The 25,585-nt window shown below is 46.0% G+C and carries 17 protein-coding genes, 13 tRNA genes and 4 rRNA genes; 31 read left to right on the top strand and 3 right to left on the bottom strand.

Translation table 11 applies throughout. The features are described 5' to 3' along the window. Nucleotides 1-15: 15 nt before the first annotated feature. From rpsI to V6W81_RS25460, 5 genes are all read left to right on the top strand, one after another. A complete protein-coding gene (gene rpsI / locus V6W81_RS25480) occupies nt 16-408 on the top strand; it encodes a 30S ribosomal protein S9 (protein WP_056697740.1) in 393 nt (130 codons plus the stop codon). A gap of 777 nt (nt 409-1,185) precedes the next feature. Continuing rightward, entirely contained in the window at nt 1,186-1,878 is a 693-nt protein-coding gene (locus tag V6W81_RS25475) for a phosphoadenylyl-sulfate reductase (RefSeq protein ID WP_145053327.1), read from the top strand. A 161-nt stretch (nt 1,879-2,039) separates the two neighbouring features. Next, nucleotides 2,040-3,209: a sulfate adenylyltransferase gene (sat, locus tag V6W81_RS25470; protein ID WP_338540760.1), complete on the top strand. Its 1,170-nt coding sequence runs from the start codon at nt 2,040-2,042 to the stop codon at nt 3,207-3,209. A 69-nt stretch (nt 3,210-3,278) separates the two neighbouring features. Next, complete coding sequence (gene cwlD / locus V6W81_RS25465) at nt 3,279-4,034, top strand: N-acetylmuramoyl-L-alanine amidase CwlD (protein ID WP_145053323.1); 756 nt, start codon at nt 3,279-3,281, stop codon at nt 4,032-4,034. Between the two features lie 78 nt (nt 4,035-4,112). Next, nucleotides 4,113-5,213, top strand: coding sequence for an Mrp/NBP35 family ATP-binding protein (locus V6W81_RS25460; protein WP_310146043.1), 1,101 nt, complete (start codon nt 4,113-4,115; stop codon nt 5,211-5,213). Nucleotides 5,214-5,346: 133 nt separating this feature from the next. Here the strand turns inward: V6W81_RS25460 and gerD are convergent, their stop codons facing one another. Further along, the gene (gene gerD / locus V6W81_RS25455) at nt 5,347-6,099 is read right to left on the bottom strand and encodes a spore germination lipoprotein GerD (RefSeq protein ID WP_338540758.1); all 753 of its coding nucleotides are present in this window, start codon (nt 6,097-6,099) and stop codon (nt 5,347-5,349) included. A 125-nt stretch (nt 6,100-6,224) separates the two neighbouring features. On the opposite strand from gerD, the gene V6W81_RS25450 reads away from it, so the two are divergent. Next, nucleotides 6,225-6,842: a KinB-signaling pathway activation protein gene (locus tag V6W81_RS25450; protein WP_338540757.1), complete on the top strand. Its 618-nt coding sequence runs from the start codon at nt 6,225-6,227 to the stop codon at nt 6,840-6,842. Nucleotides 6,843-7,016: 174 nt separating this feature from the next. Here the strand turns inward: V6W81_RS25450 and pdaB are convergent, their stop codons facing one another. After that, nucleotides 7,017-7,793: a polysaccharide deacetylase family sporulation protein PdaB gene (pdaB, locus tag V6W81_RS25445; RefSeq protein WP_145053315.1), complete on the bottom strand. Its 777-nt coding sequence runs from the start codon at nt 7,791-7,793 to the stop codon at nt 7,017-7,019. A gap of 122 nt (nt 7,794-7,915) precedes the next feature. Here pdaB and V6W81_RS25440 point away from each other — a divergent pair, with 122 nt between their 5' ends. The 19 genes from V6W81_RS25440 to V6W81_RS25350 all read left to right on the top strand — a co-directional run bounded on the left by V6W81_RS25440 (nt 7,916) and on the right by V6W81_RS25350 (nt 15,746). Then, a complete protein-coding gene (locus tag V6W81_RS25440) occupies nt 7,916-8,533 on the top strand; it encodes a stage II sporulation protein M (protein WP_056697764.1) in 618 nt (205 codons plus the stop codon). A gap of 204 nt (nt 8,534-8,737) precedes the next feature. Further along, on the top strand, nt 8,738-8,968 hold the full coding sequence (locus tag V6W81_RS25435; protein ID WP_056697767.1) for a hypothetical protein: 231 nt from the start codon (nt 8,738-8,740) through the stop codon (nt 8,966-8,968). 470 nt (nt 8,969-9,438) lie between these two features. Further along, nucleotides 9,439-10,991: ribosomal RNA gene (locus V6W81_RS25430) — 16S ribosomal RNA — on the top strand. Between the two features lie 105 nt (nt 10,992-11,096). Further along, nucleotides 11,097-11,213: ribosomal RNA gene (gene rrf, locus V6W81_RS25425) — 5S ribosomal RNA — on the top strand. A 36-nt stretch (nt 11,214-11,249) separates the two neighbouring features. After that, nucleotides 11,250-11,326, top strand: a tRNA-Ile gene (locus V6W81_RS25420). A 21-nt stretch (nt 11,327-11,347) separates the two neighbouring features. Continuing rightward, nucleotides 11,348-11,423, top strand: a tRNA-Ala gene (locus tag V6W81_RS25415). Nucleotides 11,424-11,625: 202 nt separating this feature from the next. Continuing rightward, nucleotides 11,626-14,550 (top strand): 23S ribosomal RNA (locus V6W81_RS25410). 83 nt (nt 14,551-14,633) lie between these two features. Continuing rightward, a 5S ribosomal RNA gene (gene rrf, locus V6W81_RS25405) occupies nt 14,634-14,750 on the top strand. The 16S, 23S and 5S rRNA genes sit together here with 13 tRNA genes alongside, the layout of an rRNA operon. A gap of 83 nt (nt 14,751-14,833) precedes the next feature. After that, nucleotides 14,834-14,909: transfer RNA gene (locus tag V6W81_RS25400), tRNA-Asn, on the top strand. 3 nt (nt 14,910-14,912) lie between these two features. Then, nucleotides 14,913-14,985, top strand: a tRNA-Thr gene (locus V6W81_RS25395). An 11-nt stretch (nt 14,986-14,996) separates the two neighbouring features. Next, nucleotides 14,997-15,068, top strand: a tRNA-Glu gene (locus V6W81_RS25390). Between the two features lie 7 nt (nt 15,069-15,075). Further along, nucleotides 15,076-15,151: transfer RNA gene (locus V6W81_RS25385), tRNA-Val, on the top strand. Nucleotides 15,152-15,160: 9 nt separating this feature from the next. Next, nucleotides 15,161-15,235 (top strand) — tRNA-Gln (locus V6W81_RS25380). Between the two features lie 9 nt (nt 15,236-15,244). Next, a tRNA-Lys gene (locus V6W81_RS25375) sits at nt 15,245-15,320 on the top strand. Nucleotides 15,321-15,326: 6 nt separating this feature from the next. Beyond that, nucleotides 15,327-15,407, top strand: a tRNA-Leu gene (locus tag V6W81_RS25370). A gap of 10 nt (nt 15,408-15,417) precedes the next feature. Beyond that, nucleotides 15,418-15,492: transfer RNA gene (locus V6W81_RS25365), tRNA-Gly, on the top strand. A gap of 5 nt (nt 15,493-15,497) precedes the next feature. After that, a tRNA-Arg gene (locus V6W81_RS25360) sits at nt 15,498-15,574 on the top strand. Between the two features lie 17 nt (nt 15,575-15,591). Further along, nucleotides 15,592-15,665: transfer RNA gene (locus V6W81_RS25355), tRNA-Pro, on the top strand. A gap of 10 nt (nt 15,666-15,675) precedes the next feature. After that, nucleotides 15,676-15,746 (top strand) — tRNA-Gly (locus V6W81_RS25350). Between the two features lie 326 nt (nt 15,747-16,072). Here V6W81_RS25350 and V6W81_RS25345 read toward each other — a convergent pair. Beyond that, nucleotides 16,073-16,393, bottom strand: a complete 321-nt coding sequence (locus V6W81_RS25345) for a WGxxGxxG family protein (RefSeq protein ID WP_056693039.1) — start codon at nt 16,391-16,393, stop codon at nt 16,073-16,075. A 645-nt stretch (nt 16,394-17,038) separates the two neighbouring features. Here V6W81_RS25345 and ppc point away from each other — a divergent pair. The 6 genes from ppc to glmM all read left to right on the top strand — a co-directional run bounded on the left by ppc (nt 17,039) and on the right by glmM (nt 25,569). Further along, on the top strand, nt 17,039-19,831 hold the full coding sequence (gene ppc / locus V6W81_RS25340) for a phosphoenolpyruvate carboxylase (RefSeq protein ID WP_338540756.1): 2,793 nt from the start codon (nt 17,039-17,041) through the stop codon (nt 19,829-19,831). Nucleotides 19,832-20,101: 270 nt separating this feature from the next. Continuing rightward, complete coding sequence (gene sigW, locus V6W81_RS25335) at nt 20,102-20,668, top strand: RNA polymerase sigma factor SigW (RefSeq protein ID WP_056693475.1); 567 nt, start codon at nt 20,102-20,104, stop codon at nt 20,666-20,668. 133 nt (nt 20,669-20,801) lie between these two features. Further along, nucleotides 20,802-21,416: a zf-HC2 domain-containing protein gene (locus tag V6W81_RS25330; protein WP_145053493.1), complete on the top strand. Its 615-nt coding sequence runs from the start codon at nt 20,802-20,804 to the stop codon at nt 21,414-21,416. Between the two features lie 423 nt (nt 21,417-21,839). Beyond that, complete coding sequence (cdaA, locus tag V6W81_RS25325; protein WP_145053495.1) at nt 21,840-22,679, top strand: diadenylate cyclase CdaA; 840 nt, start codon at nt 21,840-21,842, stop codon at nt 22,677-22,679. Then, nucleotides 22,672-24,159 carry a CdaR family protein gene (locus V6W81_RS25320; protein ID WP_145053497.1) on the top strand — a complete coding sequence of 496 codons (1,488 nt, stop codon included), beginning with the start codon at nt 22,672-22,674 and terminating at the stop codon, nt 24,157-24,159. The genes cdaA and V6W81_RS25320 overlap by 8 nt, the downstream gene beginning before the upstream one ends. A gap of 69 nt (nt 24,160-24,228) precedes the next feature. After that, nucleotides 24,229-25,569: a phosphoglucosamine mutase gene (gene glmM, locus V6W81_RS25315; RefSeq protein ID WP_338540755.1), complete on the top strand. Its 1,341-nt coding sequence runs from the start codon at nt 24,229-24,231 to the stop codon at nt 25,567-25,569. Nucleotides 25,570-25,585 lie beyond the last annotated feature (16 nt).

Raw genomic sequence — 25,585 nt, 5'->3', positions numbered from 1 at the left:
AAGGAGGACAGTTTCATGGCACAAGTACAATACTATGGGACAGGTCGTCGTAAACATTCGGTAGCACGTGTTCGCCTTGTACCGGGTGAAGGACGCATTGTCATCAATAAACGTGATATTAATGAATACTTCGGTTTGGAAACACTCAAACTGATCGTAAAACAACCACTGACTTTGACAGAAACGCTCAGCAACTATGACGTTTTGGTTATCGCTCATGGTGGCGGAATCTCCGGTCAAGCCGGCGCTATCCGTCACGGTATCTCTCGTGCTCTGTTGAAAGCAGATCCTGAGTACCGTGCATCTCTGAAAAAAGCAGGATTCCTGACTCGTGACCCACGGATGAAAGAACGTAAAAAATACGGTCTCAAAGCCGCTCGTCGCGCTCCTCAGTTCTCCAAACGTTAAGATGCATTACAAGCCTCTGGCCTCGGCCAGGGGTTTTTTTGTGTCTAAAATGATCACCCTGCCTATGCGGATCCAATACTCTCTCTTGTAGGTTGTTTCATTTCCCCGAGGCTTGGGGAGAAATGTACAGGTTCTCACGATCGAACTCTGCCTCGTTTTTTAATTATACTCTTACACCCTGAGACTTCTGTTTCCTTCCCGCAACATGAATAGAAACTACATAGCTCATTATAGCGTCTCATTTCCTTCTGAACCTTTTCCTTCTTACACACTAGATCATACGAAGAACGTGAGGTATTCAATACTTCAATACATAAGCACAATAACCTGATGAAGCGGCTTAACAATCCATCAGTCTTTCTTATAGTTTCAATAAAACTCGCTTACATATCTCTGAGCAATCCCTGATCTAAGTTCTGAGTATAAGCGCACTTATCTGCCACTACAGTTAGACAATATAGACATAGAGAGCTGTATGATCTTAACTCTTAAAATGTCTGTAAACCCAGCAGGGGCAAAGGATTGTTGGCGATCACTATAAGTGTTGTACTGGCTTAGTGTGCGCTGTATTGATTCATATTTATTCCTTTCAGCAGGGAAAGAAGGTAACTGAATCACTAATTGATGGCTCATTTATAACGTCAAAGTGAAGCATTGTATGCTCTTTTTTACCATATGGCAGGCATTGACATCCCCTAAGAAAGATTTATACTAAACATAATTCATATTAGATTAGTCGGCTTTAGATTTACAATTGTTGATTGGGGGAAATACAAAATGAACTTGCTTGAAAAAGAGGAGCTTGCCCGGACAAAAGCTGAGGAATTAGAATCTGCTAGCCCAGAAGAGATTATTCGTTATGCGGTTGAGACATTTCCCAACATTACATTTGCATGCAGCTTTGGTGCAGAGGATGTTGTGTTAGTAGATATGCTGCAAAAGATTAGTCCATCCACGGATGTGTTCTACTTGGACACGGACTTTCATTTTAAAGAAACGTATGAAACTCGGGACGTTATGCAAGAAAAGTACAATTTAGATTTTGTGCGCGTATCACCTAAAATTACGCCTGAAGAGCAAGAGGCAGCACATGGAGCAGAGTTGTGGAAATCGGATCCTAATGCTTGCTGTAATATCCGTAAGGTGGAACCTCTGACACGTATACTATCACAGTATGATGCTTGGATTACAGGCATACGTCGAGATCAAGCACCAACTCGTGCTAACTCCAAGAAAGTGGAATATGATGCAAAATTCGGTCTCATGAAATTCAATCCTATTGCTCACTGGACTTCCGAAGATGTCTGGGACTACATTCGGGCAAACAACGTCGTTTACAATCCACTACATGATCAGAATTATCCGAGTATTGGATGCGAGTATTGTACTCGGCAAGTCATGCCTGGTGAAGATCCGCGTGCGGGACGCTGGTCCGGCAATGACAAGACTGAGTGTGGACTGCACAAATAATTCTCATGCGGTAAGAAACAAGCATAACCAATAAATGGTACAATTATATAAGCATATGGCTCGTTATTAACCAACCTTGAGGTTTCCGTAACCAAATCAGTAATTGACTCTGTGATACTTTTTCATTGTGGTAATTAATATTGAAATAGGGAGCTGACAAGATGACTTCAATTCTGCCTCATGGAGGTACGCTAGTACAGCGTGTCGTACAAGGAGAAGAACGGGAACAACTACTGCGGGAAAGTGAGACTCTACCTTCACTGCGTATTAACACATGGACGATCTCTGATCTGGATCTGATTGGTGTGGGTGCATTTTCTCCACTGACGGGTTTCTTGAATGAGAAGGATTATCTCTCTGTTGTATCACGTATGCGGTTGGCAGATGGTACGGTATGGAGTATCCCAATTACGCTTGCTGTAGATGATCAGCAGGCTGCTGAGCTTCAGATTGGACAGAAGGTGGCATTGGTGGGGCAAGACGACGGAGTCACCTATGGCTTGCTGGAAGTCCAGAGTGTTTACAAGGTGGATCAGGGCGAAGAAGCACGTCAAGTGTTCAAAACAGATGATCCAGAGCATCCTGGTGTGAAAAAATTGCTGGAGCGACCTGCAACGTATGTGGGAGGTCCAATTCAAGTGTTAAATCGTCCTAAACCAGCGAGATTTGAGCAATTTTATTTCGATCCAGCTGAGACCAGAAAAACTTTTCAGGAGAAAGGCTGGAGAACAGTAGTTGGCTTTCAAACTCGTAATCCAGTTCACCGTGCACATGAGTACATTCAGAAAAGCGCGATGGAGATCGTAGATGCCTTGTTCCTTAATCCGCTGGTAGGTGAAACGAAGTCTGATGACGTTCCAGCCAATGTGCGCATGAAGAGCTACCTGGTGTTGCTGGAGAACTATTATCCGGCCGATCGTGCTTTTCTAGGTGTGTTTCCAGCGGCCATGAGATATGCAGGCCCACGTGAAGCTATTTTCCATGCTATGGTGCGTAAAAACTACGGATGTACTCATTTTATTGTTGGTCGTGACCATGCTGGTGTCGGTGATTATTACGGTACCTATGAAGCTCAAGAAATCTTCTCTAATTTCACAGCTGAAGAATTAGATATTACGCCGCTGTTCTTCGAGCATAGCTTCTTTTGTACCAAATGTGGTAATATGGCATCCAGTAAAACTTGTCCACATGGTAAAGAGCATCATATGACGTTGTCTGGAACCAAGGTACGTGGATTACTTCGCAATGGAGAATGCCCGCCACCTGAGTTTACACGTCCAGAGGTAGCTGAGATACTGATTGAGGGAATGGCTGAGCAAGTCCAGTCTTAAAGGTTATATTTGTCCATCTTGTCCCATATAGATGATTAGAGTCATTTATAGGGGCGAGGTGGTTTTTTTATGCGTAAAAATAGGGGAAAGCATTTTGTAGTATGGATACGTCTACGTACAGTGAAGAGAGTGCTGCTGAGTCTTTGTTTGTTAGCAATGTTAGTAGGTGTAGCTACGTATGAGATTCCTTCATCCAAGACTTCTGGATATTGGAGTTTGCCTCTTGCTGGCAAAGTTATCGCAATTGATGCTGGGCATGGTGGCCCAGATGGGGGAGCTGTGAGTAAGCAGGGGGTAATCGAAAAAGACATTAACCTTTCCATCGCCTTATATGTGCGGGACTACTTACAACAAGCAGGTGCATTGGTCGTTATGACACGAGAGATCGACACGGATCTTGCAGAAGCGGATACAAGAGGTTATTCCAAACGTAAAACAGAAGATCTGAAACAACGAGTTAGACGGATTGAGGACAAGCAAGCAGATCTGTTTATTAGCATTCATATGAATAGTGTTCCTTCCAACCGCTGGAGCGGGGCACAGGTATTTTATACACCAAACCATGTTGACAATGAAGGGTTAGCAAATCTGCTTCAGCAAGAGATGATAAGGAATCTGGAAAATACAGATCGCATCGCCAAAACGGTAAATACGGTGTACTTACTTCAGGCATTAAAGATACCGTCTGCTCTAGTGGAAGTAGGCTTCCTTTCTCATCCAGAAGAGGCGCGAATGCTTGCAGATGAAACGTATCAGCGCAAAGTTGCAGCCTCCATTTATAATGGGATTCTGCGATATTCCTCCGGAGAACGCCCTAAAAGTTAGTCACAATTAGACTCGTAATGATATAATTGATACAGCATACCTAATACATGCCAATAGATAAAGCTGAGGTGCTGTCTGATGTTATCAAAAGAACAGATACTTGAACTATTGCAACCACTACAAGAACCACAATTGGGAGTTAGTCTGACCGAACTGCAGTGGGTTCGCGATGTCATGGTGAAAGAACATCATGTAGCCATTACATTCGTGACGTTGGACAACCAGCCTGAGGATACAACGGCTCTAAGTGATGCTGCACGTAATCTTTTGTCCCAGCATGGAATAGAGGACGTACATATTCGCTTTAGGGCAGCGTCTGAGCATGAACGTCAGAACCTTTCAGAAGGTGATATTCAACAAGACCCAAGTGACGAAGAAGTTCTCGTTAAAGGCCACGCAGCAGGTTTAGGTGGACACGAATTGTTGAGCCCTGAATCTGGTGTACGTTACATTGCAATTGCAAGTGGTAAGGGTGGCGTTGGTAAATCCACTGTGACAGTGAACTTAGCAGTTGCTCTGGCGCGTCAAGGTAAAAAGGTGGGCTTAATTGATGCTGATATATATGGCTTCAGTGTGCCGGACATGATGGGGATTGAAGAATATCCTGTAGTAGAAGACGGGGTTATTCAGCCGGTAGAACGATTCGGTGTTAAAGTTATGTCGATGGGATTCTTTATCCGTGAGAACAATCCTGTGATCTGGCGCGGCCCTATGTTAGGTCGTATGCTTCGTCAATTCTTTACCGATGTAAATTGGGGAGAACTCGATTACATGCTGCTTGATTTGCCTCCAGGAACAGGTGACGTGGCATTGGATGTACATCAGATGATACCCCATAGCAAAGAGATCATCGTTACAACGCCACATGCAACAGCTGCTTTTGTTGCGGCACGCGCAGGAGCAATGGCTATTCAGACCGAACACGAGCTGCTTGGTGTCGTCGAGAATATGGCGTATTATGAATGCGGAAGTTGTGGAGAAAAGGACTATGTGTTTGGTCGTGGAGGCGGTGGACAGCTTGCTGAAAGCTTGCATACAAGTCTGCTTGCTCAGATTCCACTTGGAGCACCAGATAACCATATCTCTGAGCCAGACTTCTCACCATCTGTATATAAAGCGGATACAAACATTGGTACAATCTATGCGGAGATCGCTAAAGAGATTGAGACTAAATTCTAAATTTATATTTATCCGTTTGAAATTTCCATTGTCTGAAGCGACAGCTACGAATAAAAGCCCTGCATCTATTGATGCGGGGCTTTTGATTATACATAAACGTTTATTTCATAAGATATCCTATAATCCAGTATTTCTATGATCCGCCACCAGAGTCTCCGCTACCTCCATCTTCTGAACCACCACCGCTATCTTGGCCTTGACCTTCTTGCTGCTGTTGGTCATCTTTTTGTCCGCCGCCACTTTCCACTTTAGGCTGAAGCTCGTCCTGAACGACTTTTTTCAACAAAGTTAGAACTTCCATGCGGAATAAAGGATTTTGCATCACTTCCTGCATGACGGTCATCGTTTGCTTACGATAATCAGGGGTTTTGGTCATATCCATGAACATCTTGGAAACTTCAGGAGATTTCATAATATCTGAGATAGATTTTTGATACGTTGGATCTTTGATCAGTTCCATGTGTAGTTGTTTGCTTTGTGAATTGACCACTTTGGCGAACTCACCTGCAAACTGTGGGTCGGTCATAATTTTCTCGAATTCCTTCTTGTATTCCGGAGCTGTTATGGTATCCTTTACCGCAACACGAATCTGTTCCTGTGATTGCATAGGCATCAGCATTTTCATACCGATCGTACCAGAACCGCCACCACCGCCGCCTTGCTCAGAGCCACCGCCTTCTCCACCGCCGCCAGAAGAACTTTGACCAGTAAGGGCTTCTTCCACTGCTTTTTTACCCTCATCACTTTTGAGGATGTCCACCACCATGGTTTTCATCTCTTTATAACTGCCCTGAGGAGGCGAATAATTCTGATCAGAGCCGCAGCCGGCGAGCAGGACGGATAGTCCAAATAGGACACAACATAACTGCCACAATGGCCGTTTCATGTGCACAACCCCTCCTTGATTAGATACTGGATGTAGTATGTGATGAGAAAGCAGTAAATATGTTGAACGGAGATGGTTTTTTGCTGAGAAGGTTGGTAAAATAAAGTCTCGGGGGTGGAAAACATTTGAATTTACGGAAATGGTTTTTCCTATTTTGGACCGCGTTGTTGATCGGAGCGGTGGGATCATTAATAACAGGACTAACAATGATGTTGTTAAATGGAGAAAAAACGAATGGAATTGCTGATTTTATGTTATATCTGCTCATTCTGTTTGGCTCCGGTATTATGATTAGCGTATATTCGCAGATGGGCTTCTTTGCATATTTAATTTTGAATTATATGGGTAAGGGAGTGTTTCCCAAACGCGGCTGGCAAATTGTGCAGATCATATTAACGGTTCTAGCTTTGCTTGATGTGATGTTCTTGCGTTTGTTTGTGGGAGAGGGGCGAGAGCCCATATCCGATATTGTCCTCGGACTCATTATTTTGGCAGCAGCAATTGTTACCGCTTACGTAAAGGTCAAGCAAACAAACATTTCTGCACTTGTGCCGACTCTTTTCTTTATGATAGCTGTTACAGCGGTAGAGACGATTGGGGTATTACGCATTGATTCGAATGCAGCAACCATATTTATTGTGGTTCCATTGCTCATGTGTAATGCATACCAAATGCTGATTTTGCACAAATTGGTCGATCCATCTGCTAATCAGGCTGTAACTGGAAAGGTAGAGCAGGCGTGAAGGAAGTAGAAGAATGATTTTCTTATAAAAATAAACTCCAAAAAGAGCTAACGATGGTTAGCTCTTTTTCATGTGCACGAATGGCGTGAGATGTGTAACTTTGATCTATAACGTTATTGCAGTTATTGTAATACATGAGCATTACATTGATGATAGACATAGCCTTGGGGCGTATTATTGCGCACTAGCTTGATCTCGCACCTCTGAACCCTTAGTGCTGGAGTGATTCAACAATTCGGAAACAGTGACAAACTCATATCCCTGATTTCGAAGTTTATCAATGATTACGGGTAAGGCCTCATGCGTTTGTTTAGAGGAATCGCTAGCATGTAATAGAACGATATCTCCTGGATGAGCTTTGCTGACTACACGATCAACAATGGACTGTACACCTGGATTTTTCCAATCTTGTGAATCGGTATCCCATTGTACGACCTGGTAGTTCAAACTACTCGCAACCTGGAGAACACGTTTGTCAAAATCCCCGTTGGGTAGACGTAACAAATTCGGTTCTTTGCCCGTTAAATCGGTTAAAATGCTATGAGCTGTCGAAATTTCCTTACGGATCTCTTCCTCTGTCAGACTGCTATAGTTTTCGTGTCTGTGTCCATGGCTGCCGATTTCATATCCAGCTTCCTTGATGGAGGTAACAATTTCAGGATGTGTTTTACTCCATGGTGAGGAGAGGAAGAAGGTAGCCTTTTCGATCTTGTTCTCTTTCAGCACCTTTAGAATGGGCTCTGTTCGCTTATCCCCCCAGCTAATGTCAAACGTAAGTGCAATTACTTTTTTTTCGGTTGGTACACTGTAGACTGCAGAAGGTGTTTCCTCTGAGAACACAGAAACGTTGCCGCTCTCCAGATAGATTATTCCGATGGCAAACACGGCAGCAGCCAGCACAATCAGGTAACGTTTGATCTTTTTGCCGCTAAATACATAGAACGAGTTCATTTCAATAAGCGCCCCTCTCCCATAAGAAATGCTTGTTTACTCTCCAATGTATGCTCGTACTGCTTAGTTATTCGTACATGATGTTTGTTTGTCCATTAACTTAGTTTACTTAGGAGGTCGTCATGCTTAAATTTAGTACATTTCTGAAAGACCTGGGTTCCATCCGGAATGCGTTAATCTGGTCGGTCGCATTATTTGTGATTGGCATTAGTGTAGGGTGGGTGAGCACCGGGCCACTCGAAGAATTACTTTTGAATCAAATTGGGGGATTAAGAGAAGTCAGCGAGCGCTTGGAGCAAGGGGGGAATGTGCAATTAAACTTCTTCTTGTTTATTTTCTTCAATAATGCGATTAAAAGCGTACTTGTGATCTATGCCGGCATATTCTTTGGCATTCTACCGATAATTTTTCTACTGATCAACGGAATGGTTATTGGGTTCCTTGTGCACACCACGATGAATTATGGAGCAAGTTTCTATGATATCGTTATTAAAGGATTACTCCCGCATGGCATTATCGAGATACCAGTGATCATTATTGCGTGTGCGTTCGGTTTGAAGTTCGGGGGATTAGCTTCCAAGAGTCTAATGCAGCTAGGTGGGTCGAAAAGACATTTGCTTGGTAAGCAGTGGGAAGTGTTTCTGCGTAGGACGTTGACAGCATCTTGCTGGATCATCATTTTGTTATTCGTTGCAGCAATCATTGAGAGCACCATCACCTACAGCATCGTCCGAGGATAAATTTGTATGGAATGACATTCATAATTTTTCTGAAAGTTGACCATAACAATAAAACGGGTTCGGGTACAACCTCAACGTTAATATGATTGGGGTTGTGCTGCTAACCTTACGCGATTCGAAAAACGTCTGTTTGCTAGAGGTATATTACATCAGACAACTACACATGAGCGCGTATTATCCATATGCAGAAAAAGGAGAACTCTAATGCTGGGTATGCTGTTTAATGATAAGGAATGCAAAGAGCTAGATTATGTACTTCGCAAAGAGCTTGATGAAATGTTATTCGACCTGAGTGATAACCGTCTTGACCAAGAAATCAAATACGCTATCGCGAGTCGCTACAAAACGGTATTTCGGATGTATGCACGCTTTGCTCCGCCTAAAGAGTTATCCAAGTATGCGAGGGGCGGAAAACTAAAAAAATCAAAGCCATGAATGCTTTGCTCATAGTCAATCAACGATTATATAGGATTAAAGGGGTGCGGCATGTATAGCTAATGCTGTACCTCTACATGATGATAGGGAAGAGCAATGAAATAAAATGTCGAAAAAGGGTTGACCGTTTCTGATATATATGATAAATTAATTTTCGTTCCTTTTTTAGGACAAGTTCACCGAAACAAGTGCTGAAATGAAGAGTTTGAAAAGTTATAAAAAAAGTGCTTGCAAAAATATCGGTAACATGATACATTATAAAAGTCGCCGCTGAAAACGTGGTTGACACAAAAACGATTAACATGATTCAAGTTTGATCTTTGAAAACTGAACAACGAGTGAGTAACGATCTTGCTTGCAAGATCGACGCTGAGAAATCGTAGATGTCTTCGGACTGGATGATTTCGAAGCACAAATGAGATTTTTAATCTCGTCAGATTCAAAATGAGCTAATCGCTCTTTTCAATACTTTATTGGAGAGTTTGATCCTGGCTCAGGACGAACGCTGGCGGCATGCCTAATACATGCAAGTCGAGCGGACTTGAAGAGAAGCTTGCTTCTCTGATGGTTAGCGGCGGACGGGTGAGTAACACGTAGGCAACCTGCCCTCAAGCTTGGGACAACTACCGGAAACGGTAGCTAATACCGAATACTTGTTTTCTTCGCCTGAAGAGAACTGGAAAGATGGAGCAATCTATCACTTGAGGATGGGCCTGCGGCGCATTAGCTAGTTGGTGAGGTAACGGCTCACCAAGGCGACGATGCGTAGCCGACCTGAGAGGGTGATCGGCCACACTGGGACTGAGACACGGCCCAGACTCCTACGGGAGGCAGCAGTAGGGAATCTTCCGCAATGGGCGAAAGCCTGACGGAGCAATGCCGCGTGAGTGATGAAGGTTTTCGGATCGTAAAGCTCTGTTGCCAGGGAAGAACGTTTAGGAGAGTAACTGCTCCTGAGGTGACGGTACCTGAGAAGAAAGCCCCGGCTAACTACGTGCCAGCAGCCGCGGTAATACGTAGGGGGCAAGCGTTGTCCGGAATTATTGGGCGTAAAGCGCGCGCAGGCGGTCATTTAAGTCTGGTGTTTAATCCCGGGGCTCAACCCCGGATCGCACTGGAAACTGGGTGACTTGAGTGCAGAAGAGGAGAGTGGAATTCCACGTGTAGCGGTGAAATGCGTAGATATGTGGAGGAACACCAGTGGCGAAGGCGACTCTCTGGGCTGTAACTGACGCTGAGGCGCGAAAGCGTGGGGAGCAAACAGGATTAGATACCCTGGTAGTCCACGCCGTAAACGATGAGTGCTAGGTGTTAGGGGTTTCGATACCCTTGGTGCCGAAGTTAACACATTAAGCACTCCGCCTGGGGAGTACGGTCGCAAGACTGAAACTCAAAGGAATTGACGGGGACCCGCACAAGCAGTGGAGTATGTGGTTTAATTCGAAGCAACGCGAAGAACCTTACCAGGTCTTGACATCCCTCTGACCGGTACAGAGATGTGCCTTTCCTTCGGGACAGAGGAGACAGGTGGTGCATGGTTGTCGTCAGCTCGTGTCGTGAGATGTTGGGTTAAGTCCCGCAACGAGCGCAACCCTTATATTTAGTTGCCAGCACTTCGGGTGGGCACTCTAGATAGACTGCCGGTGACAAACCGGAGGAAGGTGGGGATGACGTCAAATCATCATGCCCCTTATGACCTGGGCTACACACGTACTACAATGGCCGGTACAACGGGCTGCGAAACCGCGAGGTGGAGCCAATCCCAACAAAGCCGGTCTCAGTTCGGATTGCAGGCTGCAACTCGCCTGCATGAAGTCGGAATTGCTAGTAATCGCGGATCAGCATGCCGCGGTGAATACGTTCCCGGGTCTTGTACACACCGCCCGTCACACCACGAGAGTTTATAACACCCGAAGTCGGTGGGGTAACCGCAAGGAGCCAGCCGCCGAAGGTGGGATAGATGATTGGGGTGAAGTCGTAACAAGGTAGCCGTATCGGAAGGTGCGGCTGGATCACCTCCTTTCTATGGAGAATCGTTTCCCGTAGCGGAAACATTCAAATATAAATCTAGCCAGGTCGGCTAGTTACTCACTCGTTGCTCAGTTTTGAGAGCTCAAACTCTCAAACGTTTGGTGGCGATAGCGAAGGGGTTCCACACGTTCCCATCCCGAACACGACCGTTAAGCCCTTCAGCGTCAATGGTACTTGGACCGCAGGGTCCTGGGAGAGTAGAACGCCGCCAAGCGTAACCCATTATGGGTTCAAAACAAATATATAATGTGGGCCCTTAGCTCAGTTGGTTAGAGCGCACCTCTGATAAGGGTGAGGCCGGTGGTTCGAGTCCACCAGGGCCCACCATCTACACCTTGAATTTAATATGGGGCCATAGCTCAGCTGGGAGAGCGCCTGCCTTGCAAGCAGGAGGTCAGCGGTTCGATCCCGCTTGGCTCCACCAACAAGATTTTATAAGCTTGTTCTTTGAAAACTAGATATCGAAACGAACGAAAATGCGAATTAGAACATTCCTTTAAGCTGATCTTGTGTAAACAAGTGAAGTGTTTTATAAGGTAGACTGCTGGAGCGAGTGATCGAAATGGAACGACTTTTGGCTTTGCGCAAGCAAAACAAGGGAAGTGACAGCTCGAACACGAGCGAATGGTTAAGCTACTAAGAGCACACGGAGGATGCCTAGGCGCTAGGAGCCGATGAAGGACGTGGCGAACAACGAAACTGCCTCGGGGAGCTGTAAGCAAGCTTTGATCCGGGGGTGTCCGAATGGGGAAACCCAGCTGGGGTAATTTCCAGTTACTCATAACTGAATACATAGGTTATGTAGAGGCATACCAGGGGAACTGAAACATCTAAGTACCTTGAGGAAGAGAAAACAATAGTGATTCCGTCAGTAGCGGCGAGCGAACGCGGAGAAGCCCAAACCAAAGAGCTTGCTCTTTGGGGTTGTGGGACGTCTCACATGGAGTTACAAAGGAACCGGTTAAACGAAGAGGTCTGGAAAGGCCCGCCAAAGAAGGTAAAAGCCCTGTAATTGAAAGTCTGTTCCCTCCGAGACGGATCCCGAGTAGTGCGGGGCACGTGAAACCCCGTATGAATCCGGCAGGACCATCTGCCAAGGCTAAATACTTCCTAGCGACCGATAGTGAAGCAGTACCGTGAGGGAAAGGTGAAAAGCACCCCGGAAGGGGAGTGAAATAGAACCTGAAACCGTGTGCTTACAAAAAGTCAGAGCCCGTTTTAGGGGTGATGGCGTGCCTTTTGTAGAATGAACCGGCGAGTTACGTTCCCGTGCAAGGTTAAGGTGAAGAGCCGGAGCCGCAGCGAAAGCGAGTCTGAATAGGGCGACATAGTACGTGGACGTAGACCCGAAACCGGGTGATCTACCCCTGTCCAGGGTGAAGGTGCGGTAACACGCACTGGAGGCCCGAACCCACGCACGTTGAAAAGTGCGGGGATGAGGTGGGGGTAGCGGAGAAATTCCAATCGAACTCGGAGATAGCTGGTTCTCCCCGAAATAGCTTTAGGGCTAGCCTCGGAAAACAGAGTCGTGGAGGTAGAGCACTGATTGGGTGCGGGGCCCGCAAGGGTTACCAAGCTCAGTCAAACTCCGAATGCCATAGACTTACTTCCGGGAGTCAGACAGTGAGTGCTAAGATCCATTGTCAAAAGGGAAACAGCCCAGACCATCAGCTAAGGTCCCCAAGTGTGTGTTAAGTGGGAAAGGATGTGGAGTTGCACAGACAACCAGGATGTTGGCTTAGAAGCAGCCACCATTTAAAGAGTGCGTAATAGCTCACTGGTCGAGTGACTCTGCGCCGAAAATGTAACGGGGCTAAACACACCACCGAAGCTATGGCTTGATGCTTGCATCAGGGGTAGGGGAGCGTTGTATAAGGGTTGAAGGTGTACCGTAAGGAGCGCTGGACATTATACAAGTGAGAATGCCGGTATGAGTAACGAAAAGATCAGTGAGAATCTGATCCGCCGAAAGCCTAAGGGTTCCTGAGGAAGGCTCGTCCACTCAGGGTAAGTCGGGACCTAAGGCGAGGCCGAAAGGCGTAGTCGAAGGACAACAGGTCGAAATTCCTGTACCACCGTAAGCCGTTATGAGCAATGGGAGGACGCAGTAGGGTAGTGACGCAGACTGATGGATGTCTGTCCAAGCAGTGAGGCTGATGTGTAGGCAAATCCGCACATCATAAGGCTGGGCTGTGATGGGGAGTGAAAATTACAGTAGCGAAGGTCATGATCTCACACTGCCAAGAAAAGTCTCTAGCCAGGTGATGGTGCCCGTACCGCAAACCGACACAGGTAGGCGAGAAGAGAATTCTAAGGCGCGCGGAAGAACTCTCGTTAAGGAACTCGGCAAAATGACCCCGTAACTTCGGGAGAAGGGGTGCCCCGGTAGTGTGAATAGCACGAGGGGGCCGCAGTGAAAAGGCCCAAGCGACTGTTTAGCAAAAACACAGGTCTGTGCGAAGCCGTAAGGCGAAGTATACGGGCTGACGCCTGCCCGGTGCTGGAAGGTTAAGGGGAGCGGTTAGGAGCAATCCGAAGCTGTGAACCGAAGCCCCAGTAAACGGCGGCCGTAACTATAACGGTCCTAAGGTAGCGAAATTCCTTGTCAGGTAAATTCTGACCCGCACGAATGGCGTAACGACTTGGGCGCTGTCTCAACGAGAGATCCGGTGAAATTTTAATACCTGTGAAGATGCAGGTTACCCGCGACAAGACGGAAAGACCCCATGGAGCTTTACTGCAGCTTGATATTGAATTTGGGTACGATCTGTACAGGATAGGTGGGAGCCTTTGAAGCCGGAGCGCCAGCTTCGGTGGAGGCACCGTTGGGATACCACCCTGATCGTATCTAGGTTCTAACCTGGTACCGTAATCCGGTACGGGGACAGTGTCAGGTGGGCAGTTTGACTGGGGCGGTCGCCTCCTAAAGAGTAACGGAGGCGCCCAAAGGTTCCCTCAGAATGGTTGGAAATCATTCGAAGAGTGCAAAGGCATAAGGGAGCTTGACTGCGAGACCTACAAGTCGAGCAGGGACGAAAGTCGGGCTTAGTGATCCGGTGGTACCGCATGGAAGGGCCATCGCTCAACGGATAAAAGCTACCCTGGGGATAACAGGCTTATCTCCCCCAAGAGTCCACATCGACGGGGAGGTTTGGCACCTCGATGTCGGCTCATCGCATCCTGGGGCTGAAGTAGGTCCCAAGGGTTGGGCTGTTCGCCCATTAAAGCGGTACGCGAGCTGGGTTCAGAACGTCGTGAGACAGTTCGGTCCCTATCTGTCGTGGGCGTAGGAAATTTGAGAGGAGCTGTCCTTAGTACGAGAGGACCGGGATGGACGTACCGCTGGTGTACCAGTTGTTCCGCCAGGAGCACCGCTGGGTAGCTATGTACGGACGGGATAAGCGCTGAAAGCATCTAAGCGTGAAGCCCCCCTCAAGATGAGATTTCCCAGTATGTAAGACCCCTTGAAGACGACGAGGTAGATAGGCTGGGGGTGGAAGTGCAGTAATGCATGGAGCTGACCAGTACTAATCGGTCGAGGGCTTATCCAATTAGCAAGTTCCTACATCGCAGACGTTCGTTTCGAATCTAGTTTTCAGAGAACAACACTCTGAAAGGTAAGCTAAGCTATGCGTTTGGTGGCGATGGCGGAGGGGTTCCACACGTACCCATCCCGAACACGACCGTTAAGCCCTCTAGCGCCGATGGTACTTGGACCGCAGGGTCCTGGGAGAGTAGGACGCCGCCAAGCGAACTCTTTCATCATACATAGAAACAGGCTCTGCATGTGGATTTGTACGATGAATTGTATTTGCTCATGCAAATGCATAACATTCCCTGATAGCTCAGTTGGTAGAGCACTCGACTGTTAATCGAGTTGTCACAGGTTCGAGCCCTGTTCGGGGAGCCATTTGCTCTCATAGCTCAGTAGGTAGAGTGCATCCATGGTAAGGATGAGGTCACCGGTTCGATCCCGGTTGAGAGCTTTGGTAAGTGGGGCCCGTTGGTCAAGGGGTTAAGACACCTCCCTTTCACGGAGGTAACAGGGGTTCGAATCCCCTACGGGTCATATAGATGGAGGCTTAGCTCAGCTGGGAGAGCATCTGCCTTACAAGCAGAGGGTCGGGGGTTCGATCCCCTCAGCCTCCACCATTTCATTATTGGGGATTAGCCAAGCGGTAAGGCAACGGACTTTGACTCCGTCATGCATAGGTTCAAATCCTATATCCCCAGCCATTTTATTATGAGTCATTAGCTCAGTTGGTAGAGCACCTGACTTTTAATCAGGGTGTCGAAGGTTCGAGCCCTTCATGACTCACCATTATATGCGCGTGTGGCGGAATTGGCAGACGCACTAGACTTAGGATCTAGCGTCTTTGACGTGGGGGTTCAAGTCCCTCCACGCGCATCCTTTATTTGCGGAAGTGGCTCAGCGGTAGAGCATCGCCTTGCCAAGGCGAGGGTCGCGGGTTCGATTCCCGTCTTCCGCTCCATATTTGCGCCCTTAGCTCAGCTGGATAGAGCGTTTGACTACGAATCAAAAGGCCGGGAGTTCGAATCTCTCAGGGCGCGCCATTATTTTTTTTCTATATCGGGATGTAGCTCAGCTTGGTAGAGCACCTGGTTTGGGACCAGGGGGTCGCATGTTCAAATCGTGTCATCCCGATTTATCGTATGCGGGTGTAGTTCAATGGTAGAACTTTAGCCTTCCAAGCTAATAGCGTGGGTTCGATTCCCATCACCCGCTTAAATATGAAAGAAAAGTCCTGCATCTGCAGGGCTTTTTTGTTCTAGTTTGAATTATTTATTGAGTATTATTAAGGCTCTAAAGTTTTTGTTCTAGAGCTTTAGACCTTATGTTTTGGTTTTAGAGCTTTGGGCTTTAATGTATATCCTCCTCTTTGAATCCAAAAGCAGTTATAACAGACAGAAGCCCTCTCTTATTAAAGTGAGGGCTTCTGTTACATTCATCTCATTAAAGTGGATGCAGCAGTCATAACACTTCGAGCATACGCTCATGAAGATGAATGGTCTAGACAATGTATAACGTTACCACGTATTGAGCCGTTTATTTTAACGGTGGTCGTGGTCGGTTGCTCTTTTACGCATGCCTGCCAACCCTAGAAGTCCAAGCAGACCAAGCCAGCCCCAGTCCATCCCGTTATCACGGTCTGTTGCGGCATTTGTACGAATGCTGTTGGTACGATAATCACCATTGCCAACGTTGTTAGCATTAGGATTCGTGTAATTGTTGTTTCTGTAGTTGCTGTTCTCATACTCTGTAGTCTGCTTCGTGCTGTGGTTCATGTTATTTGTTGCTGTGTGTGCAGACGCAGATCCCGCAAGTGACACCGCTAGAGCAACAGAAGCAACGATTGTGCATACCTTTTTCATGATAATGAATCCTCCCTTCGGTTATGTGCTGCGAGTTTAATATCCCCAAAGGAAGCCCTGTATTATGTAGTATTATCACACGTTAATAAAAACCATTTTTTATGGAGAATTTGGTTAAGTTAAGATAGTGCCTGTATTAGATCATGTATTTGTTCGATCAGATAGCTGTTTTTTCCAAATAAGTGCTGGTAGGTGCTCCCGTGGCGTAACAAACAGAAAGGAAAGTTAAAAAAAATCTAGAATTTATTGCGTCACTGTGATAAAGTATACAAAAGCTTGCTTTGCCGGTCATGTTTCTTTGTGCAGCATCTTGCTTGTTACAATACAATAGTAGTGTTTTTATACTTTTTCGTATGTACCCGTATTCACGTCATCAAGACTGTATATTTATGAATTTTTAAGTATAGGTATAAGTTTTAATGGTATGAATAGTACGTGAAAAAGGTATCATGCTACAGCTATTGTCCATTAATTGAAGCAGAACAAGGAAATGCATAATAAAGCGCGTTTTTATGATCAAAATCGGGGTTAATCCCCATTTTTACTAGTAGAAAAATAAAGATTTTCGTACCATTTTATTGTATGATGTTATGAAGGTGTCAAATTTTCGTGTACGAATGCGAACGATCAGATGGGAGGATAAGCATGACTGAAACTATGGTAACCGCCAGCAAAAGCCAATCGAACAATCTGCTTCGGAGAGACGTGCGGTTCCTGGGTAACATACTCGGAGAAGTTCTAGTCCATCAAGGAGGCACTGAGCTTCTCGATATCGTTGAGAAGATTCGGGAAACGAGCAAATCGTTACGTGCAGAATTTTTGCCTGAACTGTATACAGAGTTCAAAACGATGATCCAGGAATTAGACTCGGAGAATCGCCACCAGGTTATTCGAGCTTTTGCAATTTATTTTCAATTAGTTAACATTGCTGAACAAAACCATCGGATCCGGCGTAAAAGGGATTATGAACGCTCAGCGGGAGATACTGTACAGCCAGGATCCATTGAGAAAGCCGTACAGGATCTGAAAGAACGTGGGTTGTCTCATAAGGAAGTAGAAGAGATTCTAGATGAATTGTCACTGGAACTGGTTATGACTGCTCATCCAACTGAGGCAATGCGCCGAGTGATTCTGGACATCCACAAACGGATATCAGAAGATGTCATGCTTCTTGATAATCCTACGCTAACGTTGCGTGAACGTGAGCAGTTGCGGGAGAAGCTGTTGAATGAGGTTATTACCCTCTGGCAAACAGACGAACTCCGTGATCGCAAACCGACTGTACTGGATGAAGTACGGAACGGGATGTATTACTTTCATGAAACGTTGTTCCACGTACTTCCGGACGTATATCAGGAGCTTGAACGCTGTCTGAATAAATTTTACCCAGACCATGACTGGCATGTGCCGACGTATTTGCGCTTCGGTTCCTGGATTGGTGGAGACCGGGACGGAAATCCTTCGGTAACTTCAGAGGTAACATGGCAAACGCTTCTGATGCAGCGCAAGCTCGCATTGCGTGAGTATCAGCGGATTATGATTGAATTGATGGGACATCTCAGCTTCAGCACCAATATCATTCATGTTTCCGATGAGCTGGTGCAGTCGATCGAGCAAGATCGCAACTGTGTCACTTTGAAGAAAGTGGACATTTGGCGCAATGAGAAAGAGCCTTATCGCATCAAACTTGCCTATATGATTGCTAAATTAAATAATGTGCTTGATGAAAATAAAGTAGGTCAGTCAGACCGCTATAGTGGCGCTCAGGACTTGATTGATGATCTAATGATTATTGATCGCAGCCTGCGTCATCACTTCGCAGATTATGTGGCAGACACAACGATTCGCAAAATGATTCGCCAAGTTGAGTTGTTCGGTTTCCACACCGCTGCACTTGATGTACGTCAACATAGCAAAGAGCATGAAAATGCAATGTCAGAAATTCTGGCTAAAATGAACATTGTTGAAGATTATGCTCGCCTCACAGAGGATGGGAAAATCGATTTGCTTGCTCGATTGCTGGAAGATCCACGACCACTGACTTCCCCTTATCACCAATACAGTGAGGGAACGAAGGAATGTCTGGATGTATTCCGTACAATTAAACGGGCTCAAAACGAATACGGTGCAAACTGTATCACAAGTTACCTCATCAGTATGACGCAAGGTGCAAGTGATCTTCTCGAGGTAATGGTATTCGCAAAAGAAGTAGGCTTGTTCCGTAAAGGGCCAAATGGAGAAATCGAATCTACGCTTCAGGCAGTTCCTTTGTTTGAAACAATCGATGATCTTCACGCTGCTTCCGAGATCATGCAGAAGTTGTTCAACCTTCCGGTATACCGCGCAAGCGTAAGTGCCCGAAATGAACTGCATGAGATCATGCTTGGATACTCAGACAGTAATAAGGATGGCGGGGTAGTTACTGCGAACTGGGAGTTGCGCGTTGCAATGAACGCGATTACGGCAGTAGGTAACGAACACGGCGTCAAACTGAAATTCTTCCACGGACGCGGAGGTGCTCTAGGACGTGGAGGTATGCCACTCAACCGTAGTATCTTGGCTCAACCACCACACACCATTGGGGGCGGCATTAAGATCACGGAGCAGGGCGAGGTTATCTCGTCACGTTACTCCCTCCAAGGGATTGCATACCGCAGTTTAGAGCAGGCGACTTCGGCACTGATTACGGCTGCACTCAACGGTTTGGAGCCACAAGAGTCGGTATCTGAACAGCAGTGGGATAACATCATTAGAGAGATCTCTGAAGTATCACTGACGAAATATCAAGATCTTATTTTCCGTGATCCAGATTTCTTCAGCTTCTTCAAGGAATCAACACCGCTGCCTGAGGTGGGTGAGCTTAACATTGGTTCTCGTCCATCCAAGCGGAAAAATAGCGATAAATTTGAGGATCTTAGAGCGATCCCTTGGGTATTTGCTTGGACTCAAAGTCGTTATTTGCTCCCGGCATGGTATGCGGCAGGAACGGGACTACAAAGTTTCTATCAGGATAAAGAGGAAAACCTTGCTGTTCTGAAAGAAATGTATGCAAACTTCCCATTCTTCCGTACATTGATTGATACGGTTCAAATGGCCGTTGCCAAAGCAGACCTTGTTATTGCTAAAGAATACTCTGCGATGACATCCAACAAAGAAGCTCGGGATCGCATCTATGGCCAGATTGAAACAGAGTTTAAGCTGACGAAAGAGCTTATCTTGAAGATTACGGGTGAGACTGAGATTCTGAATGACGTACCAGTTATCCAGGAATCCATTAGGCTGCGTAACCCATATGTGGATCCATTGTCCTATATGCAAGTACAGCTTCTAAGTGAACTGAGAGATATGCGTGAACGTGGCGAAGATGACACAGAGTTACTTCGTGAAGTGTTGCTTACCATTAACGGTATTGCTGCGGGTCTCCGGAACACAGGCTGATATAGCAAGTAAGAGTATCATTTTGGAATGAGCTATTCATTCAAAACTGCGTATGTATGTTACAGTAAAATAAAGCATTCTCTCTTAAGTTTCAGCGAGAGATAAGACGGGACTCCAAATGGAGTTCCCGTTTTTACTGTTTTTGGCCGATATTTTGTAGCACAGTCTTGATTTTTGACCAAAGTTGATTTACGATTTGATTGGTGAATCACAAGTGTGGACGGGTATCAGAAGGCGGAAGACCCATCAGCATGTCTGGGGGAATTAGAGGTGGACAATTTAGAGAACAGGCTACTAAAGCTGGTGCTTAAGGGTGATCAGCGAGCCTTTGCAGAGATCGTTGAATTATATAAGGACAAACTGTTTCATTTGGCATACCGGATGCTGAACAACCGTCATGAGGCTGAAGACGTTGTACAGGAGACGTTTTTGCGTGTGTTTCGAAATATGGAGAAATATGATCCGAATCAGAAGTTTTCCACCTGGATCTACCGGATCGCGACGAACTTGTGTATCGACCGGCTGCGCAGGAAGAAGCCTTCTTACTCCTTGGATGCGGAACTGAATGATCAGGAAGGATCTGACGGTTATGCGATGCTCCCGAGTGATGATCGTACTCCTGAGAGCGAAGCGCTATTGTCAGAAACACAAACACTCATTCGTGAGGCCATTGACAGTTTACCCGCCAAATATAAATCAGTGATGATTTTAAGATATTTACAGGACTTGTCGTTACAGGAAATTAGTGATGTCACGGGCATGCCCGTAACAACGATCAAAACACGTGTACACCGTGGTCGTGATTTTTTACGCAAAAAACTTGAATATAAGCTGTAATGGCTCATTTCAAATTTTGGGCGAAATTATTTGAAACATATCCGAAACGGATGCGTATGTAATGTATGCAAGTCTTATGTATGCTTTTTACAGATACAAAGACTAAGTGATTGAAGAAAGGATTGGCTCTCATATGGATTGCAACTCGGCCGTCTCTTTAATGCATGAATGTTTGGATGAGTCGTTGTCCCCGGCACAGAAGATTGAACTGAAAGGTCATCTTGTAACGTGTCCGGAGTGTCGCATGCGCTTTAAAGAGTTAGAACAGACGGAAATGCTCCTTTTTGCCATGAAACATTATTCACCGTCTGCCTCGGATGAGCTGACCAATCGAATTATGAACGCTCTGCCCCAGCCCAAGAAACAGCAGTTTTGGCTCAAATGGGTCAAAGGACATCCCGCGCTGACGGCGGCAGCCTTCTTTTTGGTCGTGATGCTCTTTAGTGCTTGGAGTTTCTGGGATCAGAATAACGAAATGGTCGTTAAAGGGAATAATCTGGATCAGATCGTCATTGAAGGAAACACGGTTATTATTCCGGAAGGCAAGTCAATTGCGGGCGATCTTACTATAGAGAATGGAACCGCCCAGGTATACGGTGACGTAGACGGCAATTTGACGATCATCGACGGACAATTGTTTCAGGCATCAACAGCGCATATCTCTGGTCAGGTAAAAAGTATCGATCAGGCGCTAGATTGGTTCTGGTACAAAATAACCAATATGGTGAACGAAGTAGCTTACCGCTAGAACAGGGTGAATTCTTCAATGGTAAATACCAAGCAGGGTACCTCAGATTGCATGGGGTACTCTTTTTTTATATGGATGAACTGTATTGGTTGAATTTGCATGGTTTATGTAAAGTTTGTGACCCCGTAACTTGCAACCTGAACGTGAACGTTATAACCTAGATACTAAAGAGAACATACTACTACATATAGATAAGCACTTGCATAAATCCTAAGGACGCCTCTCCATTAGCCAGAGCTAGATCTGGTGTGTGCATTCAACTAAGCGTTAGTGGAATTAGTACACTTCTGACAAGTCACTTCAATACTTGGAGCGAACGGACGGAATATTGCAAAGTGCAGAGATAAAGGATTACTTAAAATCCTAATGGGTTAATATGAGATCAGGGTTTTACTCATCAATGGGGATAGCGGGGGCTGGCTTATGAATTATTTTGCTGACTTAACGTGGAAAGAGTCCATTAAGGACGTTATCGATATATTGATTGTTACCTATATTATGTACAAACTGATTCTGCTTGTACGGGGTACGCGTGCGGTTCAGCTTCTCAAAGGGATTCTATTCCTTGTGCTGATCTGGGCTCTAAGCACGTGGCTTAACCTGTATACACTCAAGTGGTTGATGAACCAGATGTTTACGTTTGGTGTCGTTGCGGTATTTATTATCTTCCAACCGGAGCTTCGTCGTGGTCTGGAGCAATTGGGACGAGGTAAGCTATTTGGACGTTCAGCGGCAGCAAGTGATGAAGAATTAACCGTGTTAATCGGTGAGATTATTAAGTCTGTCAATTATTTGTCACGACGTAAAATCGGTGCACTCGTTGTATTTGAACGGGAAACCGGTCTCAATGATTACACCGAATCAGGTATCCAGATGCAGTCTCTCGTCAGCTCGGAGCTGATGATTAATATCTTTATTCCAAATACACCATTACATGATGGTGCGGTCATTATTCAGGGTAAACAGATTTCTGCGGCAGCCTGCTATTTGCCTTTATCCGAGAATCCGTTTATCAGCAAAGAACTGGGTACACGTCACCGTGCAGCGATTGGTATTACCGAAGTTGCAGATGCCGTATGTTTGGTGGTCTCTGAGGAGACTGGCCAAGTATCGCTGGCAATGAATGGACAAGTGGTGCGTGACATCAAGGAAGAATCACTCATTGCGAAACTGTATGAGGAGCTGCGCCCTACATCCAATCTGAATAAAAAGAATAGCTGGACTACCTTCTGGAAACGGAAGGGGGGACGTAACAATGGATAAATGGTTCAATAACAATAACTTTGCGAAAATTCTTGCCCTAGCGGTCAGTTTACTGCTCTGGTTCATGATTCATCTCGATGAGGTTCCAACTACGCCCACCATTGCAACAGGGTCAACAAGTCGTATTGTGGAGCGTACAGTGCCTGTCCAGCCTTATGGACTAGACAGCAATTCGTATGTACTTACATCCTTAAGTACGGATGAGGTTCGTTTAGAGATCAAAGGACAGCGTTCTATGTTGACCTCTATTTTTACGAATGATGATTACAAAGTGCTTGTGGATCTCAGCGAAGTGAAGGATGGCTCGAATACATTACCACTTGTACCCGATCTGCCATCCGGCGTTGAGGTCGTCAGTATGGAGCCTTCAATGGTCACGGTGAACGTGGAAAAACTGGGCACCAAATCCTTCAATGTGAATATTGTACCCGAAGGAGAACCATCAGCTGGATACACTGCTGGAACGCCTGTGGTTGAGCCTTCAGGTGCAGTTAAGGTAACTCTCCCCGAAGGACAGTTGGAGGCTGTAGCGAAGGTTCAGGGCAGTGTGAGCGTGAAGGATGCAAAGGATGATATAACACAGAAAAAAGTGAAGCTTCAAGCATATGATGCAGAAGGTAAGGTAATCGATAATGCAGTTATCTCACCGGAAACGGTGGAAGTGCGAGTTCCGGTTAATCAGCCCTATACATCCATACCCTTGAGGATCAAATATTCGGGACAACTGCCGGAAGGATTGGTTCTGTCTAAGGTAGAACCTAACGTGAAAGAAGTCTCGGTTTACGGAACAGAGGAGGCGCTTGCGGGTATCCGGTCCTACGACCAACTAACCCTGGATCTTACTCAGTTTGAACAAGCCGGGGAATCGACAGTTAACCTGGACTTGACGCCGCCTTCCGGTTTTGAGAAAATCGAGCCTAGTTCGATTCAGCTTAAGGTAACTGTAGCGCCATACGATGAAAAAGAAGAGACGACCAAAGTCTTTCCGAACGTACCGATAACCCTCACGGGGATTGGCAACGGATTGGATAGTGAATTGGTTACACCCAAGAGTGGTGGGCTCAACATCACACTCAAGGGTTCTTCAAGTATGCTCGAAGGTTTGAGCAGCGATGATATCAAGCTGTCCGCAGATCTTCATGGTTTAGCAGTGGGTAATCACGAGGTACAGGTGACTGCCGATCTGCCACGATTCGCCGAACTCGATGAAACATCCAATGATTTGAGTGCCACGGTCAAAATTACTGAAAAAGCGGATGAAACTACGGTTACTCCTGGCGAAGACGCCACGGATGAAGATACGGTGGGACCGGAGCCTTCACCTGTAGAAGTGGAGAATGGTGATACGGAGCCTGCTCCTGAAGAGGAAGAAACCGAATCGAATACGGAAACACAGGAGCAGACTCCACAAGGCAACGTACCGAATCGGGGAAATACGAATAGCAATAGTAACGCAAACAGTAGTGGATCAAATCCATAGGGATTTGAATCGTCAATTTGAATATTACATTTTATGCTCTTATATGATGCGAATAAAAGGAGTTAGATCATGGGGAAATATTTTGGTACAGACGGTGTAAGAGGGGTTGCTAATAAAGAACTAACAGCAGAACTTGCGTATAGCATTGGACGTTGTGGGGGTTACGTACTTGCAGGTGGCGTGGAAAGACCGAAAGTAGTCATTGGTATGGATACTCGGATCTCGGGTCTCATGCTTGAATCTGCACTTGTGGCAGGTCTGTTGTCCATTGGTGCAGATGTCATCCGAATCGGTGTTGTATCCACTCCTGGTGTAGCATATCTTACACGTGTATTGAAGGCTGATGCGGGTGTTATGATCTCTGCTTCACACAATCCGGTTGAGGATAACGGGATTAAGTTCTTTGGTGGAGATGGTTTCAAACTGTCGGACGAAACAGAAAACCGGATCGAAGAATTAATGGATGCGGAGACAGACCAATTGCCACGTCCTGTAGGTGGTGGTCTAGGTACGGTGACTGTTGATGAGCAGTCTCGATTCCGCTATTTGGATTTCTTGAAAACAACCGTTAATGAATCGTTCTCTGGACTCAAAGTTGTGCTCGACTGTGCGAACGGAGCTGCCTATGAACTGGCACCGAAATTGTTCAGTGAACTAGGTGCAGAAGTCATTGCAATTGGTGCTGAGCCTAACGGCCTGAATATTAATGAGCAATGTGGGTCTACACATCCTGAGCACTTGAAACAAGAGGTGCTGAAACATAAGGCAGACCTGGGTCTTGCTTTTGACGGAGACGCGGATCGACTGATTGCTATTGATGAGACAGGTGCAGAAGTCGATGGGGACTTCATCCTGTGTATCTGTGGGGATGCGATGAACCGTGCCGGCAAACTGAAGGATAGTACTGTTGTATCTACCGTAATGAGTAATATCGGGTTCTACAAAGCAACAGAGAAGCTGGCACTCAAAACAGCTAAGACGGCAGTAGGTGACCGATATGTCATGGAGGAGATGCGTCGCGGTGGGTATAACCTGGGCGGAGAGCAATCTGGTCATGTTATTTTCCTGGACTACAATACAACGGGTGACGGCATGCTGACTGCGATTCAACTCGTGGATACACTGAAGGCATCTGGCAAGAAACTGAGCGAACTGAAATCACTCATGACGCAGTACCCACAGGTATTGGTTAATGTACGTGTTCAGGATAAGAGTAAATATGAAGGCAATACCGCAATTGGAGAAGCTATTGCCGTTGTTGAGAAACAGCTTGGCGATAACGGCCGCGTATTAGTACGTGCCTCAGGTACCGAGTCACTGATTCGTGTCATGGCGGAAGGGCCGGATAAGGTAGAACTGGAGCAATTTGTAGCTCAAATTGCTGATGTCGTACAGAAAGAATTAGTATAAGTCATCGTGAAACGAT

Source organism: Paenibacillus tundrae (assembly GCF_036884255.1).
Taxonomy (GTDB): Bacteria; Bacillota; Bacilli; order Paenibacillales; family Paenibacillaceae; genus Paenibacillus.
Note: the sequence above shows the minus strand (reverse complement) of the source record. Positions and strands in the feature narration are given on the sequence as shown.